The sequence below is a fragment of the Chryseobacterium soldanellicola genome (assembly GCF_900100115.1).
GTDB lineage: Bacteria > Bacteroidota > Bacteroidia > Flavobacteriales > Weeksellaceae > Chryseobacterium > Chryseobacterium soldanellicola.
This window is the reverse complement of record NZ_FNKL01000004.1, coordinates 420,204-441,407: the sequence shown is the minus strand read 5'-3', so window position 1 is coordinate 441,407 and position 21,204 is coordinate 420,204. Positions and strand designations below refer to the sequence as shown.

General features: G+C 34.1%; 17 protein-coding genes. 8 read left to right on the top strand and 9 right to left on the bottom strand.

Annotation, left to right across the window (positions count from 1 at the left end; genetic code table 11):
- Positions 1-32 precede the first annotated feature (32 nt).
- From ychF to BLT04_RS16070, 3 genes are all read right to left on the bottom strand, one after another.
- Positions 33-1,124, bottom strand: coding sequence for a redox-regulated ATPase YchF (gene ychF / locus BLT04_RS16080; protein ID WP_089756817.1), 1,092 nt, complete (start codon positions 1,122-1,124; stop codon positions 33-35).
- A 143-nt stretch (positions 1,125-1,267) separates the two neighbouring features.
- A complete protein-coding gene (locus BLT04_RS16075) occupies positions 1,268-1,819 on the bottom strand; it encodes a ferritin (RefSeq protein WP_089756816.1) in 552 nt (183 codons plus the stop codon).
- 192 nt (positions 1,820-2,011) lie between these two features.
- Entirely contained in the window at positions 2,012-2,785 is a 774-nt protein-coding gene (locus BLT04_RS16070; RefSeq protein WP_089756815.1) for an SDR family oxidoreductase, read from the bottom strand.
- Between the two features lie 113 nt (positions 2,786-2,898).
- Here BLT04_RS16070 and BLT04_RS16065 point away from each other — a divergent pair, with 113 nt between their 5' ends.
- Positions 2,899-3,225, top strand: a complete 327-nt coding sequence (locus BLT04_RS16065) for a winged helix-turn-helix transcriptional regulator (protein WP_089756814.1) — start codon at positions 2,899-2,901, stop codon at positions 3,223-3,225.
- A 66-nt stretch (positions 3,226-3,291) separates the two neighbouring features.
- Here BLT04_RS16065 and BLT04_RS16060 read toward each other — a convergent pair whose 3' ends face one another.
- Complete coding sequence (locus tag BLT04_RS16060) at positions 3,292-4,902, bottom strand: glycoside hydrolase family 10-like protein (RefSeq protein ID WP_089756813.1); 1,611 nt, start codon at positions 4,900-4,902, stop codon at positions 3,292-3,294.
- 316 nt (positions 4,903-5,218) lie between these two features.
- Positions 5,219-7,024, bottom strand: a complete 1,806-nt coding sequence (typA, locus tag BLT04_RS16055; protein ID WP_089756812.1) for a translational GTPase TypA — start codon at positions 7,022-7,024, stop codon at positions 5,219-5,221.
- 268 nt (positions 7,025-7,292) lie between these two features.
- Between typA and BLT04_RS16050 the strand changes: the two genes are divergently transcribed.
- Both BLT04_RS16050 and BLT04_RS18970 read left to right on the top strand, forming a co-directional pair.
- Positions 7,293-7,523, top strand: a complete 231-nt coding sequence (locus BLT04_RS16050) for a hypothetical protein (RefSeq protein WP_170828493.1) — start codon at positions 7,293-7,295, stop codon at positions 7,521-7,523.
- Positions 7,493-7,747, top strand: coding sequence for a hypothetical protein (locus BLT04_RS18970; protein WP_089756810.1), 255 nt, complete (start codon positions 7,493-7,495; stop codon positions 7,745-7,747). The genes BLT04_RS16050 and BLT04_RS18970 overlap by 31 nt, the downstream gene beginning before the upstream one ends.
- Here the strand turns inward: BLT04_RS18970 and BLT04_RS16040 are convergent.
- Positions 7,739-7,996: a DUF1294 domain-containing protein gene (locus BLT04_RS16040; protein ID WP_089756809.1), complete on the bottom strand. Its 258-nt coding sequence runs from the start codon at positions 7,994-7,996 to the stop codon at positions 7,739-7,741. The two genes, BLT04_RS18970 and BLT04_RS16040, sit on opposite strands and share 9 nt — an antisense overlap.
- Positions 7,997-8,078: 82 nt before the next feature.
- On the opposite strand from BLT04_RS16040, the gene BLT04_RS16035 reads away from it, so the two are divergent.
- Positions 8,079-10,475, top strand: a complete 2,397-nt coding sequence (locus tag BLT04_RS16035) for a hypothetical protein (protein ID WP_089756808.1) — start codon at positions 8,079-8,081, stop codon at positions 10,473-10,475.
- 129 nt (positions 10,476-10,604) lie between these two features.
- Here BLT04_RS16035 and BLT04_RS16030 read toward each other — a convergent pair whose 3' ends face one another.
- Positions 10,605-11,282 carry a YceI family protein gene (locus BLT04_RS16030; RefSeq protein ID WP_089756807.1) on the bottom strand — a complete coding sequence of 226 codons (678 nt, stop codon included), beginning with the start codon at positions 11,280-11,282 and terminating at the stop codon, positions 10,605-10,607.
- Positions 11,283-11,468: 186 nt separating this feature from the next.
- Here BLT04_RS16030 and BLT04_RS16025 point away from each other — a divergent pair, with 186 nt between their 5' ends.
- Positions 11,469-13,592 (top strand): Tex family protein, encoded by a 2,124-nt coding sequence (locus BLT04_RS16025; RefSeq protein ID WP_089756806.1) that lies wholly within the window; start codon positions 11,469-11,471, stop codon positions 13,590-13,592.
- A 45-nt stretch (positions 13,593-13,637) separates the two neighbouring features.
- Here the strand turns inward: BLT04_RS16025 and BLT04_RS16020 are convergent, their stop codons facing one another.
- Both BLT04_RS16020 and BLT04_RS16010 read right to left on the bottom strand, forming a co-directional pair.
- Complete coding sequence (locus tag BLT04_RS16020; RefSeq protein WP_089756805.1) at positions 13,638-15,074, bottom strand: hypothetical protein; 1,437 nt, start codon at positions 15,072-15,074, stop codon at positions 13,638-13,640.
- A 751-nt stretch (positions 15,075-15,825) separates the two neighbouring features.
- Positions 15,826-16,002 carry a histone H1 gene (locus BLT04_RS16010; protein WP_034684091.1) on the bottom strand — a complete coding sequence of 59 codons (177 nt, stop codon included), beginning with the start codon at positions 16,000-16,002 and terminating at the stop codon, positions 15,826-15,828.
- Positions 16,003-16,343: 341 nt separating this feature from the next.
- On the opposite strand from BLT04_RS16010, the gene BLT04_RS16005 reads away from it, so the two are divergent.
- The 3 genes from BLT04_RS16005 to BLT04_RS15995 all read left to right on the top strand — a co-directional run bounded on the left by BLT04_RS16005 (position 16,344) and on the right by BLT04_RS15995 (position 21,194).
- Entirely contained in the window at positions 16,344-17,306 is a 963-nt protein-coding gene (locus tag BLT04_RS16005) for a beta-1,6-N-acetylglucosaminyltransferase (RefSeq protein WP_228421987.1), read from the top strand.
- Positions 17,307-17,572: 266 nt separating this feature from the next.
- Positions 17,573-20,587, top strand: coding sequence for a sensor histidine kinase (locus tag BLT04_RS16000; protein ID WP_089756803.1), 3,015 nt, complete (start codon positions 17,573-17,575; stop codon positions 20,585-20,587).
- On the top strand, positions 20,580-21,194 hold the full coding sequence (locus BLT04_RS15995) for a response regulator transcription factor (protein ID WP_089756802.1): 615 nt from the start codon (positions 20,580-20,582) through the stop codon (positions 21,192-21,194). The genes BLT04_RS16000 and BLT04_RS15995 overlap by 8 nt, the downstream gene beginning before the upstream one ends.
- Positions 21,195-21,204 lie beyond the last annotated feature (10 nt).

The following is a 21,204-nucleotide window of genomic DNA, read 5'->3' as shown; positions in this document are numbered from 1 at the left end:
GTTTTTCTATTATAACTAACTTTAATATTCTCTTATACGTTGAATCTGAAGTGCATAATATCACCGTCCTGAACGATATATTCTTTACCTTCCACAGATAATTTTCCGGCTTCTTTCACTTTAATTTCAGAACCATAGTTCACATAGTCATTGTATTTAATAACTTCAGCACGGATGAAGCCTTTTTCAAAGTCTGTATGGATCACCCCTGCAGCCTGAGGAGCAGTCCAGCCCTGTCCGATTGTCCAGGCTCTTACTTCTTTCACACCTGCCGTGAAATAGGTTTGAAGCTTCAATAAATCGTAAGCTTTTCTGATCAAACGGTTAACTCCCGGCTCTTCAAGACCAAGCTCTTCAAGGAAGATCTGTCTTTCTTCGAAAGTTTCTAACTCATTGATATCTGCTTCGATCTGAGCTGCCAAAACTACAACTTCTGCGCCTTCATTTTTAGCCATTTCTTCGATCTTGGCAATCCAGTCGTTTCCGTTTTTGATTGAATTTTCATCAACATTACAAACGTAAAGAACCGGTTTATTGGTTAAAAGCTGAACATCACCAATTATTGATTTTGCAAAATCATCCATAGGAAATTCTCTTGCATTTTTTCCGTCTTCGATAAATGTTTCAAGACTTTTAAGTGTTTCATAGGTCAAAATATCATCTTTCTTTCCTGATTTGATGAATTTTTTGGCTTTTTCAACGGCTTTTCCAACAGTTTCCAAATCTTTCAGCTGAAGCTCAATATCGATAATTTCCTTATCTCTCATTGGATCAACCGAACCTTCAACGTGAATAATATTTCCGTTATCAAAACATCTTAAAACATGGATAATCGCTTCACACTCACGGATATTTGCTAAGAATTGGTTTCCTAAACCTTCTCCTTTGCTTGCTCCTTTTACCAAACCTGCGATGTCGACGATCTCAACAACAGCCGGTAAAACTCTTTCGGGATTTACTAATTTTTCCAGTTCAAACAATCTATGATCCGGTACAGAAACTGTTCCCAAATTTGGTTCGATGGTACAAAAAGGATAGTTTGCCGATTGAGCTTTTGCATTGCTCAGACAGTTAAAAAGAGTTGATTTACCAACATTCGGTAAGCCTACGATTCCACATTTCATATTTTCTTAGCTTTTTAGAAATAGCTTTCACTATTGCTTGTTAAAGGTGTGCAAAGATAGTGATTTTGGAGTGAGTTTCATAATAAAAAAAATCTGCCAGTTTTTTGACAGATTTTATTATTTTTAATACTATAAATTTAAGTTTAAGGATTATCACCGGTCGCATCCTGAGCCAGGGGAACGTCATTCGGTGCATTTTGCAGCGTTTTATCCAAAGTGAATAAAGATTCGTCTGTAGCGCGGTCACCACCGGCAATTTTTAACTTGTCAATTAAATTTGAGGCTAAAGTTTCCTCTTCGATTTGCTCCTGAACAAACCATTGCATAAAATTCCAGGTTGCCCAGTCTTTTTCTTCCAAAGCAAGATCTACTAACCTGTAAATTGATGTTGTATTGTCTACTTCATGTTTAAAAACACCATCAAAACAAGCAGAAAGTGATTCCGGGTCCTGAGGCGGTGCCGGAATGGCATCTACTTTTGGTTTCCCCCCTCTGTTAAGAACATATTCCATGAATTTTATAGAATGGTTTCTTTCTTCCTGAGCGTGTCTGTAAAGGAAGTTTGCAATTCCCTGATATCCTTTATCATCGGCCCAGATTCCGTAAGATAGAAAAACGTGTGATGCGTGAATTTCTTTATTCATCTGATCACTTAATGCTTTTTCCATAGTATCGGAAAGTCTTTTAGTATTCATAATGTATATTTTTTTTGTGTGATTATGAAATGATGATGCAAAAATGATTCCGAGAAGTTTTTAAATTTAACTATAAAAGTTAATTGTATTTATAATTTATTGAATTACATTATTTTAGCCTAATAATTTATAGTTATTCTAAACTGATAGGTAAAACTTATGCTCTAGTATTCTTAATTAAACAAGATTACTCTATATAGTTGGTAAAGCCCCACCATCAACTGAATAATTAACCCCTGTAATATATTTTGCTTCCGGAGAAACCAGGAAGGTTACAAGATTGGCAATTTCTTCAGGTTCTGCCATTCTGCCTATTGGTACGTTTAGCTTATCTATAACAGATTTATGGACTTCGTCTGATGTGACGGCTGATGACTTCGCAAGGTTTTCAATGAATTCTGACATTAGAGGTGTTTTTACCAAACCGGGCGAAACTACATTTACGCGTATTCCATATGTAGCAACTTCATTCGCCAATGCTTTGCTGTAAGCGTTTAAGGCTGCTTTTGCTGAAGAATATGACATTGTCATTTCCCAAAGCGGCAGTTTTGCGGCTCCGGTAGAAATATTGACGATTACCCCACTTTTTTGCTCGATCATGGCAGGCAATAATGCTTTGTTAATACGAACAGCCGACATAAAATTCGTTTGCCAATCATTATTCCAGTGCTCATCCGAAAGGGTACTGAATCCTCCACCCGGACTCAAATTGGCTCCTGTATTATTGATGATGATATCTATTCTTCCATATTTTCCCAAAATTTCTCCGGCAATTGTTTCCGCACTTTCAGGTTGAGCCAAATCTGCCGGAATGAAATATTGTCCCGCCGTACTTTCACCGGGAGCAGTACGCGCTGTTATTATTACCTGAATACCGGCATTACTTAACTGATCGGCAATTGCTTTACCAATGCCCTTTGTACCTCCCGTTACCAGAGCGACTTTTCCTTTTGATACATTATTCATAATTTTTTCTTTAAATGTATTGCAAAGTAAACCACAATACTTTACTTTTGCAAGTAGTTACACCAACGTATAGTAATAACATAAAGTAAAGTATTAAACATAATCAGCTAGTTATGGCCAAAAAAAAATTGCAGCAAACCGAAGAAAAATGTGCTCTTCAGGAAATCTTAGGAGTTATTGGCGGAAAATGGTCGATGTCCATCATATATGCATTATTTACGGGTAAAAAACGTTTCAGCGAATTAGAACGGCTTATTCCCAACATCAGTACCCGGATGCTGGTGAAAGAGCTGAAGAATATGGAAGCCAACGGTATTGTTATTCGAAAGGTATTTGCAACAGTTCCGCCAACAGTTGAATATACCTTAACAACAAAAGGTGAAAAATTGGAGCCTATTATCAACGAACTGCATAAATGGGGTGTTGAATACGTAATCTGATATTACGCAAATAATTTTGTTCCATTGAGATACAGAATTCATATTTATCCATCAACGGCAAAATGATTATTTTACCTTTTTAGCCATATAATCGCTTTCGTTTCCTAATCTGTCGATTGCTTTAATGGCGATGGCATTTAATGTTTTTCCGTCTTTGAATTTGGGAATATCTTTTGAAAGATTTTCTAAAGTTAAAATTTCGGTTTCCCAAACTTCGTTATATTGCGTGAAAAGCACCCATTGGAAGACATCTTTTATATTTTTACTGCTCCAGCTTGCCTGAACAAAACTTCCGTTATCGTTTGTAAATAAAGTCGGTGTTTGCAACGGAACAGCCTTTATCCACGGACTTTTCGGGACTAATGCTTTTTCTTTATAGGGTCCGTTTTTCAAACTAGGAAGCATGTTTGAATTTTTTGTTAAACCTGCAATACTCCAATGAACTTCTCCTGCATCATTTCCTAAAATCTGTCTTGAAAGTTCGATCTGATTTTTAATTTCTGCCGGCCGGTCGGATGATTTAACCTCAACGGTATTTAAACCGGGCCATAAATGACGGTTCATTGTGTTTTCTGATTTCCACCAGCTTAACAAAGCTCCAAAACTTTGCCCTTTAGACTCAATCGGCCAGTATAATTGTGGAGAAAAATAGTCTACCCAGCCTTTATTTAGCCATAATTTGGCGTCAGCAAATAATTCATCATATTGAGATGAACCAACAATTCCTTCCGGAAAACCGGGTTTCCAGATTCCGAACGGGCTGATCCCGAATCGTACGTTGTTTTTTTCTGCGTGAATTTCTTTATAGATTCTTTCAACAAATTTATTGACGTTATCTCTTCTCCAATCTCCTCTGGAAAGTGTTCCACCATTATTTACATAAGCGTTCCATGTTGCATTATCAGGAAAATCTGCCCCTTTGTTGTAAGTTGCATACGGATAAAAATAATCATCAAAATGTACTGCATCAATATCATATCTTTTCACAATATCTTTCACAACATTGGAAACATGGCCTTGCGTTTTCGGATCGGCGGGATCAAACCAATACATTCCGTTTTTTAACTTAATAACAATATCGGAAAGCTTATTTGCCATCGATAAACTGTTTGGAGAGCCGCCGTTTGTGTGATGCGCGCGGTAAGGATTTAACCAAACATGAAGCTCAAGGCCTCTTTTGTGAGATTCGTCAATCCAAAATTGCAGAGGATCGTAATTTGGATAAGGTGCTCTTCCTGTTTCACCCGTCAGGAAATATGACCAAGGTTCAATATTGCTTGTGTACAAAGCATCTGCAGAAGGTCTGACCTGGAAAATTACTGCATTAAAGTTGTTATCTTTTAACATATCCAACATGCTAATCGCCTCAGCTTTCTGTTGATCAACCGTTAAATTATTTCTTGAAGGCCAGTTGATATTTGCTACGCTCGCAACCCACGCACCACGAAATTCTCTTTTTATCTCGGGAAGGTTAACTTTAAAAATATCTTCGGTTGGCGGAGTTACAACAGGTTTTGTAACTGCAACAGGTTCTTTTGGATTTGATATATTGTTGTTTGGCTTTGTTGTACTTTTCGTGGGAACAGATTTTACAACATTGTTCTGAACAGAGCACGAACTGCTGTAAGACGCAAAAATCCCCAATAAAAAAACCAGCTTTATTTTATTCACTTTCATAGTCTGCAAAACTACATTAAATTATTTTTTCCGTTTTTAAAAATTACAATAATAAAATCGAATTTTAATGTATATCTGATTTAAATCGTAATTATTTTTAACGCAAAATACACAAAGATTTTTTGGCTACTATCTTTTTTAATTAGCTAAGGCCTAAAAGATATTTTAAATTTATACTATTTTAAAGTTTTGGCTAAAGCCAAATTATTAGTTTTACTATTGAAACCGGACTAAAGTCCGCTCCTATTGATGCTTTTGAGCGTAAAAATAAAAAGCCCCGAAAAATCGAGGCTTTAATTTATATAAAAGAATCTGATTAGGCTTTCGCTCCTCTTTCCATTCTTTTTCTTTCTTCTTCAGAAAGGATTTTCTTTCTCATACGGATGAAGTTAGGAGTTACCTCGATGGCCTCATCAGCCTGGATATATTCCATACATTCTTCAAGAGAGAATAAGATTTTTGGAGCAACTCCAGTATCTTTATCTTTTCCGGAAGCACGCATGTTGTTCAATTGTTTTGCTTCAACGATGTTTACAACTAAGTCACCCGGCTTGTTTTGTTCACCGATAACCATACCTGCATAAATCTCCTCACCCGGATCAACATAGAACTTACCTCTATCCTGTAATTTCGCGATAGAATATTCTGTAGCAGGACCTTGAGTTTTGCTGATCAATACTCCATTACTTCTTCCAGGAATCGCACCTTTAAAAGGCTTGTATTCTGTGAAACGGTGTGCCATAATAGCTTCACCTGCAGTAGCCGTCAACATCTGAGAACGCAATCCGATCAAACCTCTTGAAGGAATTTCGAATTCCATATGCTGCATCTCCCCTTTAGTTTCCATAATGTGCAGGTCACCTTTTCTCTGAGTAGCCAAGTCGATAACTCTTGAAGCATATTCTTCAGGAACATCTACCACTAAAGATTCGTAAGGCTCACATTTTTCTCCGTCGATTTCTCTTAAGATAACCTGTGGCTGCCCGATGGTCATTTCGTAACCTTCTCTTCTCATTGTTTCAATTAAAACTGACAAGTGAAGAATACCTCTACCGAAAACAAGGAAAGTGTTTGCATCATCAGTCTGCTCAACTCTTAATGCTAAGTTTTTCTCTAATTCTTTTGTCAATCTCTCTTTCAAGTGATTAGAAGTCACATATTTACCATCTTTTCCGAAGAAAGGTGAATTGTTGATTGAGAACGTCATATTCAACGTAGGCTCATCAATAGCCGTTCTTGGCAACGGTTCAGGATTTTCAAGATCTACGAAAGAATCACCGATCTGGAAAGCGTCAAAACCTACAACAGCACAGATATCACCTGCTTTTACTTCTGTAACTTTTTTCTTTCCTAATCCTTCAAAAACGTACAATTCTTTTACTTTTCCTTTAAGGATTTTACCGTCTGCCTGAGCTAACCCGATCCATTGAGACTCTTTGATCTCTCCTCTGATTACTTTTCCGATAGCGATTCTTCCTAAGAAAGAAGAATAATCCAAAGAAACGATCTGCATCTGCAAGTTTCCTTCTTCAACTTTCGGTTCCGGAACATATTGTAAAATACCATCTAATAATGGGAAAATATTGTCTGTCTGCTCTAATGAAGTGTTGAACCAACCTTGTTTAGAAGATCCGTAGAAAGTTGGGAAATCCAACTGCTCTTCAGTCGCTTCTAGGTTAAAGAACAAATCAAATACCTGATCGTGAACTTCGTCCGGACGACAGTTTGGCTTATCCACTTTATTGATAACAACCAATGGTCTTAAGCCTAATTCCAACGCTTTTTGAAGTACGAATCTTGTCTGAGGCATCGGCCCTTCGAAGGCATCCACCAACAAGATTACACCATCAGCCATTTTTAAAACTCTCTCTACTTCCCCACCAAAATCGGCGTGACCGGGAGTATCGATTACGTTAATTTTAACGTCTTTATAAGTAACAGAAATATTTTTAGATAAGATCGTGATCCCTCTTTCTCTCTCAAGGTCATTGTTATCCATAATTAATTCTCCGCTTTCCTGATTTTCTCTGAAAATATTGGTAGCGTGAATGATCTTGTCAACCAAAGTCGTTTTCCCGTGGTCAACGTGTGCGATAATCGCAATATTTCTAATGTTTTGCATAAAAGATTTTTACGGGTGCAAAATTAGTGATTTTTAATGAAATAATCAGCAACAAGTTTTATTAATTAACAAATTCATAATGAGTAAATTAAATTAATTCCCTGAAAAATAATTTAATACGTCGGGTTCTGTCGCTGTCTGCCTGTACTTTTGCTTTATAGTTCTTGCAAGGATAATCACAATTATTAATTTAAAAAATTTAAAAAAAATGGCAACAATCGAATTAAATGATCCGTTCACGGGAGAATGGACAAATTTTTAGAAACAAATGAAACTTATAATGGAAACCCAATTACGGACTCTATGTGTGACGGAATTAGTTGTAGGAGATGCTTCGCCAGAAGACTTTATTAATCTTGAAATTAAAGGAAATAAATTTTCAGGATATACGGATTGGGGAATTTATTATTTTATGAATTCTACTTTAGGCCCTAATCCGAATTACACTCTGATTCCGCCTTCTAAATTTTGTATGGAAAATCAGAATTTGAAAGCGTAAATGCATTTCCCGATCCAAGATATGTGGGAAACTTTATCGGATTAGTAAAAAATGAGAGAATTAAACATTACAATAGCATTCCGGTTATTGTTCAAGCTTTTATTCCATATAATCCGACAAATACTTATATCGAAGAGCAGTTAGTGCTACTACTTTCAGCTTTTGGAAATAAATTAATTTCAAAGAAAACAGTGCCTCTTTTTTTGAGAGGCATTTTATTTTAAGACTTCAAAAAAGCAAATCAAAATAACCTGAATTAAAATCACAAAACCAAATTTTAACAAAAATGACCGCTTAGAAACTTTATGCCTGAAAATCAGCATTCCTAATACTGAACCTATCGTGCCACCCAAAAATGTAATGAATAATAAAATATTTTCAGAGATTCTTCTCTTATGATTTTTAGCTAAAAATTTGTCATAACCGAAAATTATGAATGCAAAAAGGTTTGTTAACAGAAAACAATATATCATCCCATAAAATTTAATTGTCAGAAAATAATAAAAATGTAATTTTACCGCTTTAAAATTTCAAAACACAAATTTTTACTTAATTATGTCAAAAAAACTAATACTATTATTTGCCTTTGCCGCATTTAACCATTTTAATTCACAGGAAAAAGCCGAGCAGGCCCTTAAAACGTTTGAAGAAAAATATCCTCAGGAAAAAATTCATTTGCTGTTTAACAAAAATAATTTTGTAGCCGGAGAAAATCTTTGGTTTAAATCTTTCGTATTTGAAGGATATAACCCGTCAACCATTTCTACTTCATTATTTATCGAATTGTATGACAGTAATAAAAAGCAGATCAGTAAAAAAATTATTCCCTTGCTTAACGGGGAAGGAAGCGGAAGCATCGCTTTACCCGCAAGCCTGAAAGAAGATATTTATTACATCAGAGCTTATACGACCTGGATGGCAAATTTCAGCGAAGATTTTCAGTTGGTAAAGCCTATTGCAATCTATAATCCTTCGTCTCCACAAAAATTAATTATTGATAACACTTCTATGTGGAATGCTGCGGCATATCCTGAAGGCGGAACTTTTATTGACGGAATTAGTACAAAATTTGCCGTGCGTTTACAATCAAAAGGCGTTTTGCCGTCAAACTGGAACGGATCTGTCGTTGATATTGAAAATCCGGGTATAAATATTACCACTTTCAAAGGACTGGATCAAAATGTAGGTTCATTCAGCATGATTCCGAAAGCTGGTAAAAAATATCAGCTTATTATACAGGATGATAAAGCTCAGAAGCAGAACATTGATCTCCCTGAAGTTGCAGGTTCAGGGATCAGCATGCAGGTGACAAGCAATCCCGACAATATCAAATATACTTTAAAATATAAAAACTTACCCGAATCTGCATCATATAAAGTACTTGGAACGATCAACAATCAGCTTGTGTACAAAGCCCGTATCAATAAAATAGCCAACGAAACATCGTATTCAATTCCAAATGCTCAGCTGATTAATGGAATATTACAGCTAACCGTTTTTGATGATAAAGAAAACGTAGTGGCACAAAGGCTTTCCTTCGTTCAGCCACAACTATTGCAGATAAAACAGCCCTCTTTACAAAATTTATCTATAAATAATGCACCTCGCGGAAAAAATTCGTTTACCATTACAAAAGACCCGAATTATTCGGATTACACTATTTTGGTTCTCGATTCTAACGCGGAAAGCTCAGAAGATGAGCAGAATCTGTTAAGCTCATTATGGCTTACAGGTGACATCACATCTAAAATCGTCAATCCTTCACAATATTTTATAAAAAATAGAAATGTAGATGCTTTAGATGCACTTTTAATCTCCGAAAAATGGAAACGATTTGAATGGAAATCCATCATGTCCGGAACATATCCAATAATAAAATACAACCCTGTAAGTTATCTTTCCTACAAGGGAAAAGTAAATATCAAAGGACAACCGGCTCCCAATACAGACCTCAATCTTCTATTTGATAAAGGATCGGGCGGAACAAATTTTTTTCAGGTAAAAACAGATAATAACGGATTTTTTGTTTTAAACAATTTATTATTTGAAGACACCATGAAATTCTCTTATCAGTTAAATTCTGATCAAAAAGAACTTAAAAATGAATCTTCAGTCTTCTTTCAACCTAATTTTGAGTTTATTCCTTATAGAAAAAGTTTACCGATGAGCCAGTTTAAACTTGCCGATCGTACAGCTCAGGATCCAATACCTGCAGAGGTTTCCCGCTCCGTATCAACAATTAATAATCAGAAATTCATTAATGAAAAAGTTCATATGATTGAAGAGGTTAAAATTAAAGGGGAAAGGAAAAACAGCACTAAAAAATTAAACAGTGAGCTGAGCAGTGCTTTGTTTAGAAGTGCAAATGAAGAAGTTTTTGATTTTGTTAATAATCCACAGGCCATGGGTTCTACCAATGTTTTACAATGGCTACAGGGAAGAGTCGCAGGATTACAGCTGCAATTAAAAAACGGGACTTATACTCCTACTTTAAGGGGTGATAATATCAATTTATATCTTGACGAAATGCAATCAGATGCCAATCAAATTTCAGGTATTTCTATATCGGATATCGCAATGGTAAAAGTCATTAAAGGTGCTTTTGCCGGAAACTTTGGAGGCGGAACAGGGGCAATCGTTATCTATACCCGCAGAGGCGGCGGCGCGACAACAGATACAAGCAAACCATCACTTTTAAGACAAATAAGCCTGACAGGTTATGACAAAGAAGACCCTTTTACTTCTCCAATGTATGATGAAGAAAGCTTTAAAGGTATTACGAATGATACCCGAACCACTCTTTACTGGAATCCTTATCTACAGGTAGAATCAGATAAATCGACTAACGTAGAGTTTTTCAATAATGATGACGCAAAAAGTTATAAAGTAATTATTGTAGGCTACGACAGAAATAACGATGTTCCGTTGTATTATGATGAAATTCTTAAATAGAATTTAAAAATAATATTAAAAACAGCATAGCTATTCTTAGCCATGCTGTTTTTTATTAATTAAAACTGACATCATTAAAAAAAGCTGCCTTCAATTGAAAAGCAGCTTCTTTTATATAAATTCTAACAATTATTTTTTAGCCTTTACATCGATAGCAATTTCAATATCTTTGCTAATCATCCATTCTGCAGGATCTGCTTCGGAAGTACCGAATTTTATTCCCCAATCTGCTCTGTTTACCGTAAATTTAGCCTGAACAGAAGCCGAATTTTCAACAACATCCACTTTTGCAGGGAAAGTTACGTTTACAGTTTTTCCTGACAGTGTAAGATTTCCACTTACTGTTTTATTTGCTCCTGCAACGGCATCTTTTGGTGCTTCCGCCAGATCTGTTACGCTTGTAATTTTAAAATCTGAAGTAGGATTTTTTGCTACATCAAAAAAATCAGCGCTTTTTAAATGAGTTTCCAGCTCTTCAGGCTTTTTGTCTTTTTCAGTTACTGAAGCCGGATTCACTTTAATAGAATTCATATCAATAGTGAAGTTACCCGCTGTAACCTGGCCGTTTTCAACACTTAGATCTCCTGATTTTACACTTAAAGTTCCCCAACGTGGCGCCATTCCTCCTTTGTGGAAAGCCTTCCAGTTTACTACAGAAGTTGCATTATCTACTGCTAAAACTTCACCTTTGCTTTCTGCAACAGTCTTTTCAGTGCTTGTAGCAGCTGATTCCGCAGATTTTTCTTTATTACAAGATGCTGTAAGAAGACTTACGCCCACTAATGCAATTACGCTAATTTTTTTCATAATTAATTGTCTATTTTTTAATGTTTTGATCTGCTAAGATAGAAAAAGCCAGCTGGTTATCATCTTATCATATATCAAGAAATGAAAATTAACAGTATTTATTATTTTCTTTTCACTAAATATAGCATTCCTTATTCTTTATATCGGGATTAAAAATTCCTATTTTAGCCGTTCAAAAAATATCGAATGAACACTATCCAATTCATCCGGAAAACAACAAATATTTCCGAGAAAAGTATTAACGCAACTCTACAGCTTTTGTCTGAAGACTGCACTATTCCTTTTATATCACGTTACAGAAAAGATAAAACCGGAAATCTGGATGAAACACAAATCGAACACATTGCAAAGCTTAATAAACAGTTTGAAGAAATTGTAAAACGTAAAGAAACGATCTTAAAATCTATTGAAGAACAAAACGCCTTAAGTCCGGAATTAAAACAAAGGATCGAAGAAAGCTTTGACATTCAAGAGCTTGAAGATTTATATTTACCTTTCAAAAAACGTAAAAAAACCAAAGCCGATGCCGCAAAAGAAAAAGGCCTGGAACCTTTAGCAAAAATCATTATGAGCCAGAAAGCTCAGGATCTGCAGTCTCTGGCCTCAAAATATGTAAATGACGCCGTTTCAAGCGAAGATGAAGCTCTTCAGGGCGCAAGGGACATCATGGCAGAATGGATCAACGAAAATATGTATGTCAGAAAAAATCTTCGCCGGCTATTTCAGCGTAAAGCAGTTATTTCTTCTAAAGTTGTTAAATCAAAAAAAGAGGAAGAAGATGCTCAAAAATTCTCCCAATATTTTGAATGGGAAGAAAGCTTAAACAGAACGCCTTCTCACAGGCTTTTAGCCATGTTAAGAGCTGAATCCGAAGGTTTTGTAAAGACCAGCATAGATATTGACAAGGCAGAGGCTATCGATTTTATAGAAAATGCAGTTATTAAGTCAAATAACGAATCGGCAGAACAGATTTCATTAGCCATAAAAGACAGCTATAAAAGATTATTGGAACCGGCCATTTCAAATGAAACTTTACAGGAAGCCAAAGAAAAAGCCGATAAAAAAGCCATCGAAATTTTCTCTGAAAACCTAACTCAATTATTACTTGCTCCTCCTTTAGGTGAAAAACGAATTCTAGCGATCGATCCCGGCTACAAAAGTGGCTGTAAAATAGTTTGTCTTGATGAAAAGGGTGATTTATTAAACAATGAAACGATCTACCCTCATGCTCCGCAAAATGAAACAGGAATGGCGATGAAAAAAATCCGTTCTATGGTCAATGCTTATAATATTGAAGCAATTTCCATCGGAAACGGAACCGCAAGCCGTGAAACCGAGTTTTTCATTAAAAAAATTGCGTTTGACAAGCCGTTGCAGGTTTTTGTAGTTTCTGAAGCCGGCGCATCTGTTTATTCGGCAAGCAAGATCGCGAGAGAAGAATTCCCGAAATATGACGTGACCGTTCGTGGTGCGGTTTCCATCGGGAGAAGGCTCGCCGATCCTCTGGCTGAATTGGTGAAAATAGATCCTAAATCAATCGGTGTCGGACAATATCAGCACGACGTAGATCAGACTCAATTGAAAAACGAACTGGATTCTACGGTGATGAAATGTGTAAATTCAGTTGGAATTAATTTAAATACAGCCAGCAAATCCCTTTTAAGCTACGTTTCAGGAATCGGTGAGAAAATGGCTGAAAATATTGTAAACTATCGTGCTGAAAACGGAGCTTTTGAGGATAGAAAACAGCTTAAAAAAGTACCGAGACTGGGCGAAAAAGCATTTCAGCAGGCGGCAGCGTTTGTGAGAATTAATAATGCTAAAAACCCTTTGGATAATTCAGCCGTACATCCTGAAGCCTATGGAATTGTAGAAAAAATGGCGAAAGACTTAGGAATTAAAACCAATGAATTAATTGCCAACAAAGAGAAAATCGCATTAATTAAACCTGAAAAATATATCACCGAAGATATTGGGATTTTAGGAATAAAGGATATTTTAAAAGAGCTTGAAAAACCCGGATTAGATCCCCGAAAAGCAGCCAAAGTTTTTGAATTTGATCCTAACGTCAAAAAGATCACAGACTTAAAAATCGGAATGATTCTTCCCGGAATTGTTAATAATATTACGGCTTTCGGATGTTTCGTTGATCTGGGAATTAAAGAAAGCGGATTGGTGCATATTTCCCAGCTAAAAGAGGGTTTTGTTTCTGATGTCAATGAAGTCGTAAAACTACATCAGCACGTTCAGGTAAGGGTAACCGAGGTTGATGAAGCGAGAAAAAGAGTGCAATTAAGTATGATTTTATGATAAAAATAAAGCCTCAATAAATTGAGGCTTTTTCAGTTCTATATTTTAATTAGGAATTTTTTTCCATTCCCCATTTTCCATAATAACCGTGTAAGGATTGTAACCATAGCTTCCAAAATGAAGATGCAATGGATCATCATCTAAACCGCCATTATTCCTAAAAGTAGTTATTGTTCCATTTTGAAGCTTTAAAATATCGTCATTATATTGATACGGAGAAATCGTATTCAAATTAGTAAGATGTATGCCTGCTAATTCATGACCTGAAGGATAGATAAGCTGAACAATCCCATTTCCTTTTTCAAGTAAGGCAGAAGTAATTGAAATATATGAAGATCCGGTATTCACCAAATCATTCTTATAATTGTCTCCTGAAATATCAATGCTATAGCTTGTAAAATCTGTAGCAGCAAACCTATACACAGAAGTATACCAATCACTTACAGGCTCGTATTCAAAATAATTATTTTTAGAATGTATATGCGCCGAAGTAACTGTTGATGGGATATAAACGAATGTATTTGCTTTGCCAAAAGCCAGGTAAACATGACAATTGACTGCATTTACCCTACAATGATCATCCTCAACTGTAATACAGGAATTTATATTTACTTCATCATATATTCCTTCAAAGTAAGTTCCATAAAATGAAGCTCTCGATGCGGAAAGATTAATTCCTGATTCGGAAAATCCTTCAATGCTTCCTCCGAACATATTTAAATTACTACCATCATTTAACACTATTCCTTTGGTATTTGTATCACCAGACTCGTATCCTGCACTTACTGATAACGATGTAGCATTTGTATTATAACAATTATTTAAAACCAGACAGGTCGGGCAATAGACAATGGCGGAATTAACAAATTTATTGTAATATCCACCTGTGACTTCAACTCCTGTTTCAAAGCTCTGTATTGTGACAGAATCAAGAGTAAGTGAAACATTGTTTAATTTTAAACCTATTTTTCCTTCAATATTACTTCCAACAACAACTAAATTTTTAATATTTAAATTGTTGTTAGATTCAATACATGCCGTTGCTAAAGTATCTTCAAAGTCCCCAAAATAAATACGTGAGTTTTCATATCCAGTATCATTTCCGTTTATATAATTCTGCCCCAAAAGTGTTAATGGCTTATTAATGATAATTTGATGGGCGCATCTGTATAAACCTCTAATAATAATAGTATCATTGTCAACAGCAGCATTAATTGCCGTCTGAAGTTCTGCATCGGTTTTTCCTGAACCAAACCATTCGGGATTAATAACGCCATTATACACTCTTTTATACACTTGGTTAGTAGTATTTTCCTGTAAATACATAACACCATCTATAGTGGGGCTTGGAATCGGTGTTGGAGAAAGTTTTACGAAGTTTACCAATTCTTTGGTTTGGCTATCAATCAATGTAACAAACGAATCTGTAATACCTTGTGTAGGAAAGTCATTTGTTTCTAATAAATCTAATGTGTTGCTCATAATTTCTAAAATTTAAAAAGTTAGGATTCTTGCAAGAATTTTATTAAACAAATGTAACTGCCTATAGCGACGAAACTTGACGTATTATTTTTTAGTATTCATTATCATTTTGGAATTATTACAGCTTTATTAAGAATTTTTATGCTTAATAATTTATTCCCTATTTTTTCAGAAATTTTAGAATATAACTCAACAATTATTCTGTAAAACCTCTATCGTATTAAAAATGATATGGAAAGGTTCGTGGATTCTTTCAGGATGACAAACTTTGTTAATATTTTTAAAATATTTAAATAGCCGACAACGACCCTAGCCCCGATTGCAATGGAAATCCTTTTTTGCAAAAAAAGATTGCAATGGAAAGCGGGAAAAAGCTTCAAATAAAAAATATAACTAAAACAAAATCAAATGGCTTCAAAAAAAGTTTACTTAAAATCCTTAGAATCTCTTCTCGGCTGCTTTACTTCGGGCCATTTTGTAGCCTGGCCTTTATCATCATTGATTGGGCTAAAGATAAAGGAATTTGGAAAAAAAAGGAAAGGAATACGCAGATATCAGAATTTATATGGCAGATGTAGAATTACAATCAAGGTTTTGATTAAAAAATTACTTAACCATTAAGAAAATGCAAGAGGTTAAGATGAATTAAGAGAACATCAAGATATTTTTTAAGCCTTATACTTTATTATTTGAATTTCTGATAGAATTGAAAGAATAAAAAAACCGACTGTAAAAGCCGGTTTAAATAAAATTATTTTTTAGATTCTTCAACAGATACTTTTCTGAAATCTTTGAACAATTTGCTAAGTTCTAAAGCTGATTTACGAGCTCTTGTTCCTGCAGCTTTGTTTCCTTTTTCTGCTTGTTGGTTTGCCTCAGTTGTGAACGCCTCAAATTCTGCGTTGATTTTTTCAATTAGTTCTTTCATTATTTTAAAATTTAGGCTGCAAATATAGGTTTTATGGTTATTCCAGCCTAATCTGATCAAAAAAAAATGTAATAATTAATTAAATTTAATCTTTTATTCTTCCTTTTAACAATAATTTAAAACAGCGATTTCTTTGTATAATTTAATCAATACAGAAATTATTTTTATTTATATTTAATCTCATTAAAGAAACATTCCATTCATTTATAATTTATGTATTAATTTAATTCTATAAAACAATTAATCATAATAATATTGTTTAATTTTTGTATATTTATAAAAATGTCTATTAATACTTTATAAAATGAGTTGTAAACATTAATAATTTAAAATAAAAAAAATTGAAAAATGTTTACACGGGCGAAAGTGATGAGCACATCATCGGAAATATTCCCATAAAATCTATTAATATTGCTTATTTAATTCTGGTACACCGCTTGCCCGATCAATTCAAAAAGCTTTTTAAAGCTATTTATGAACCTTCCAATTTTTATCTTATCCATATTGACAAAAAAGCCAGCGAACAGATCGGAGAAGAAGTCACCGATTTCCTGAAAAATTATCCGAATGCACATATTCTTAAAAGTGAAAATGTAATTTGGGGCGGTTACAGCATGGTGCAGGCTGAATTGGACGGCATGAAATATTTATTGGAAATGGACACCAGATGGGACTATTTTATTAATCTGAGTGGGCAGGATTACCCTTTAAAATCACAAAAAATCATCCGGGAATTCTTATCCCAAAACAACGGAAAAAATTATATAAAAGTTGTCGATCAGGAGAAAAAAAGACCGGAAACAATGAACAGGATTGAAAATTATTTTGAGGAAACCGGAGACAGAATTTCAGATAAAACCCATAAAAGAGATTTTATGAAAAACGTAACTCCTTACATCGGAGGACAATGGATGATCTTAACAAGAAGCTGTTGCGAATTTATCACCAATAATATAGAAGTGAAAAAATTTGAAGAATATTACCTTAATACCCTAATTGCTGATGAATCTTTCTTTCAGACAGTGCTGATGAATACTTCTTTTAATGGTATTTTGATTAACGATGATAAAAGAGCTATTATCTGGATTCCGGATGGAGACATTAAATTGCGCCCAAAAACGTTCACAGAAACTGATTTAAAATTCCTCCAGACAGGAAATCATCTTTTTGCCCGAAAGTTTGACGACAATGTTGATGATAAAATAATTGACAATATTAAAACTCAATATGATCAGCCTTTTAAAACTTTTGCAAAAATAATTGATATTAAAAGTCTCAATAAAACCTTTAATCATTTAAATTAAAAATAAGAACATTTAAGTACAAAAAGCTTGAAATTCAGGCTTTGTATTTTCGATTTTTATACGTCACATGTTTCCTATTACAGGCAGAATTTGTATGAGATTCGATTCTAAAAACACAAAAACATCCCTTTTTTGAGGATATTTTTTAATTAATATCAAAACTCAAAAATCTGTATATTATTCATGTAAACCAAAAAAACGCTTATCAAATATTTTTTTATTATATATTAGATAATAACTTTGTGGCAATACTAATACATAGATTCGTGCAAAAATATGCCTCTGTCTTTTTTCTCTGTCTTTTTTCTCTTATTTACAGCCAGCAATACAGCATCCAGTTGTTTAATACCGATAACGGGCTTCCTCAAAACAGTGTAAAAGATATTATAAAAGATAAATACGGCTTTATCTGGCTTACCACCGAAAACGGAATTGTGAGATATGACGGAACGAAATTTTTAGTCTATAAAAACTTTGCCCTGACCACGCAACGTTTCACCTATTTTTATGGGCATCCCGAGAAAGATAGTATTTATACCACAGGTGATTACGGAAAAACAATCTTATTGCACGGCAAATTTCCGAAAATTATAAGAAACTTAAAAAATTTCACCAATTTTACGGTTAAGGATAATATTAATTATTTTCTGTATTCCTCTAATTTCAATTATTCTACATCGCCGGGGATAAATTTTTACATGAATTTTAAAAAAGGCAGATACTATATTAAAGAAAATGATTTAACCTATTTTGATAACCGATCCAAGGTAAAGGAAAATTTAAAAATCACACCTATTTATAAAAATGTCCCAAGAATTTTCGCAATCAATCAAATGCTGTTTTACATTGATTTTAAGTCTAAAAAAGTAGTAAAAATAGAAGCCGGAAAAATTAAAAAATCTTATAATTTACCTTTATTAACGGATACGAGAAGTAAAATTCTCTGGAGCCAGATCAATAATCAGGTTTTTATTGTGAATCAAAACACAATCTATATTTGCGAATATGTGATGGATGAATTAAAAATCACCAGACTTTTTCATTTAAATAAAGATAAAAATGAAAATTTTATCAGTGCTTATTATGATAAATATTATAAAAAGATCTATCTGGGAAGCAGCATTGGCGGATTACAAATTATCAGCCTGTCTGATTTCACGGCCGTAACAAGGCCACCTTCAAAATCTGAATCTAACTTTTATGCGCTTTTGCCCTTCAGCGATTCTTCCGTTATCACTCCGTTTGGTGAAATCTATGACAGAACCGGTTTTGCAGGCAGTAAAAATTTTAACAATCCCAGTCCTTTCTTTATGGATTATGATCATCAAGGAAATATGATGATGGTGAAAGATTATGATCTGATGATCTATCAAAAATTAACTTCATATCGAAAAAATATTTCCATAAAAGATAATTTTTTAAGGGATTTCTTTTTTGATAAAAGTAAATATTATGGATTGTTTTGCACACCTAAAAACAACAGCACCCCAGAATTTAACGGCATTCTTACCCTATATAAAGACCAATCTTTTAAATTTCCGGAAAAAAAATTCTTTTTTGACAGTGAGCCGACAAAATTGATAAGGCTTGACCAAAATAACATCCTCGTAGGCACGGTAAAAGCGCTGTATAAAGTATCATTACAAACCAATAAAATTTATAATATAACAGGCAAAAATGAAGTGTCTATCAGAAATATCATCAAATCAAAAGACGGTAATTTCTGGGTAATGACCTTAGGAAAAGGCTTTTATCTGTTGAAAAACGACCACCTTATCAAAATGCCTTATGATATAAACAATAATATTTCTTCATCACATACCATTTTGGAAGACGTAAACGGCTTCTTCTGGATTCCCACCAATAACGGACTGTACAGGGTTCCTGAAAATCAGCTTTTACAGTATGCACAAAATAAAAAAATAAAGGTGAATTATTACCGCTTTTCAAAAGATTCCGGTTTTAATACGAATGAGTTTAACGGAGGAAGTAATATTTGCGGCGGTATTTTAAAAAACGGAGAATTTGTGCTGCCTTCTTTAAATGGTCTTATTTTCTTTGATCCTTTAAAAGTAAATACGTATTATCCTGAAAATATGTATGTTGAGAGAGCAATTATTGACAATAATGAAAGTCGGTTTAACAAAGTTTTACACTTAAAGCAGGATTTTGGCCGTGCAGATATATTCGTGGATGTTCCTTATTATTCAAATTCTGACAATCTTGTGATAGAAGCAAAATTAACGGGAAATGCAGGTTCAAAATGGGAAGCTGTCGGAAAAGACGGAAAATTTTCAATCTCAAATCTCGGCTATGGAGATCATTCATTTATTGTAAGAATGCTAATCGCAGATAACGGAAAATATATCTATAAAAGAATAAATATTGTTATTCCTCCTTATTTTTATCAGACTTTATGGTTTAAAATATTCACTTTATCTTTACTAATAATTCTCCTCTATCTTGTGGTAAGATGGCGGATACATTTTCTGGAAAAGAAAAACCACGAACTGGAAAAAATTGTAAGCTCACGCACCAAAAGCCTTTCTGATACGGTAGAAAAATTAGAAATTACAAAAATAAAGCTTCACAAAGAAATCGAGCAGCAGAAAAAACTCATCGGAACCATTACGCATGATATCACGACCCCTGTAAAATTTATTGCCATGACCGCAAAAGAGCTTCTCAATAAAAATGATTTTAATGAAAAACAGCAGGAAAAAATTGTTAATTCGATTTATAAATCTTCAGATCAACTTTATAATTTCACCATTACTTTAAAAGAATATGCAGATATTTATTCGCATTACCAGTCTGATAAAAAAGAACTTTATTCATTACATTCGTTGATTGAGGAGAAAAAAATACTTTTTAACACCATAGCAGAAACCAACAATACCGAAATTATCAATAATGTAGACCCAACATTATCCGTCTGGATCAGTAAAAATATTTTGTCGGCAATTATTCATAATTTAATTGATAATTCGGTAAAATTTACCAATAACGGCATTATAACCATTGAAAGCATTACAGAAGGAGAAAAAATTACTTTACTTATAAAAGATACGGGAATTGGTATGGATGAAAATAAAATAGAATATTATACAAGGCTTCAGGATAATATTGAGAACGAAAAACTATTATTGCAAAAATATGGGATGGGGCTTCATCTTGTCCTGCAATTGCTGCAAATGATAGGCGGAAAAATTATTTTCGAAAAAAATACATTACAAGGAACATCCTTCAAACTGATTTTAGTAAATAAAAAAAATGATTAAAAAAATTCTCATTGCCGATGACCACGATATTGTACTGGTAGGGACAAGCTTAATTTTAGAATCAAAAATTAAAGATGTTGCCATAGATCTGGCAGAAGATTATCCGGAAGCTTTGGAGAAAATTTCCAGAGAAAAATATGATCTTATTATTTTGGATATCAATATGCCGGAAAGCAAGAACAAAAAAATGATTTCTGAAATCAAAGCATTAGATCCCGCCATAAAAATTTTGATGTTTTCTGCTTATGAAGAGGAAATTGCCGTACAATATATAAAAGAAGGAGCCAACGGATATGTCAGTAAACTCAGTAAATCCGAAGAAATATCGGAAGCCGTGAATAAAATATTTTCTGAGGGGTTTTATTATCCTCCCAATATTGTGGCGCAATTGTTTCAGGAATCACCTTTAGACTCCATTAAAAATTTGTCGGCACGCGAATATGAAATTTTTATTTTAATGGTAAAAGGCTACGGCAATCTTGAGATTTCAAATAAAATGGGAATACAGATGCCCACAATAAGCACCTATAAAAAGAGAATTTACACCAAATTAAAAACCAGCAATCTGCCTGATCTTATTAAGCTGTATGAAACTTATATAGCTTGATTTTCTTATT

Bases quoted from the DNA above. Each gene is read 5' to 3' on its own strand.
- ychF (WP_089756817.1), bottom strand. From the start codon at position 1,124: ATGAAATGTGGAATCGTAGGCTTACCGAATGTTGGTAAATCAACTCTT.
- BLT04_RS16075 (WP_089756816.1), bottom strand. From the start codon at position 1,819: ATGAATACTAAAAGACTTTCCGATACTATGGAAAAAGCATTAAGTGAT.
- BLT04_RS16070 (WP_089756815.1), bottom strand. From the start codon at position 2,785: ATGAATAATGTATCAAAAGGAAAAGTCGCTCTGGTAACGGGAGGTACA.
- BLT04_RS16065 (WP_089756814.1), top strand. From the start codon at position 2,899: ATGGCCAAAAAAAAATTGCAGCAAACCGAAGAAAAATGTGCTCTTCAG.
- BLT04_RS16060 (WP_089756813.1), bottom strand. From the start codon at position 4,902: ATGAAAGTGAATAAAATAAAGCTGGTTTTTTTATTGGGGATTTTTGCG.
- typA (WP_089756812.1), bottom strand. From the start codon at position 7,024: ATGCAAAACATTAGAAATATTGCGATTATCGCACACGTTGACCACGGG.
- BLT04_RS16050 (WP_170828493.1), top strand. From the start codon at position 7,293: ATGAAACTTATAATGGAAACCCAATTACGGACTCTATGTGTGACGGAA.
- BLT04_RS16040 (WP_089756809.1), bottom strand. From the start codon at position 7,996: ATGATATATTGTTTTCTGTTAACAAACCTTTTTGCATTCATAATTTTC.
- BLT04_RS16035 (WP_089756808.1), top strand. From the start codon at position 8,079: ATGTCAAAAAAACTAATACTATTATTTGCCTTTGCCGCATTTAACCAT.
- BLT04_RS16030 (WP_089756807.1), bottom strand. From the start codon at position 11,282: ATGAAAAAAATTAGCGTAATTGCATTAGTGGGCGTAAGTCTTCTTACA.
- BLT04_RS16025 (WP_089756806.1), top strand. From the start codon at position 11,469: ATGAACACTATCCAATTCATCCGGAAAACAACAAATATTTCCGAGAAA.
- BLT04_RS16020 (WP_089756805.1), bottom strand. From the start codon at position 15,074: ATGAGCAACACATTAGATTTATTAGAAACAAATGACTTTCCTACACAA.
- BLT04_RS16010 (WP_034684091.1), bottom strand. From the start codon at position 16,002: ATGAAAGAACTAATTGAAAAAATCAACGCAGAATTTGAGGCGTTCACA.
- BLT04_RS15995 (WP_089756802.1), top strand. From the start codon at position 20,580: ATGATTAAAAAAATTCTCATTGCCGATGACCACGATATTGTACTGGTA.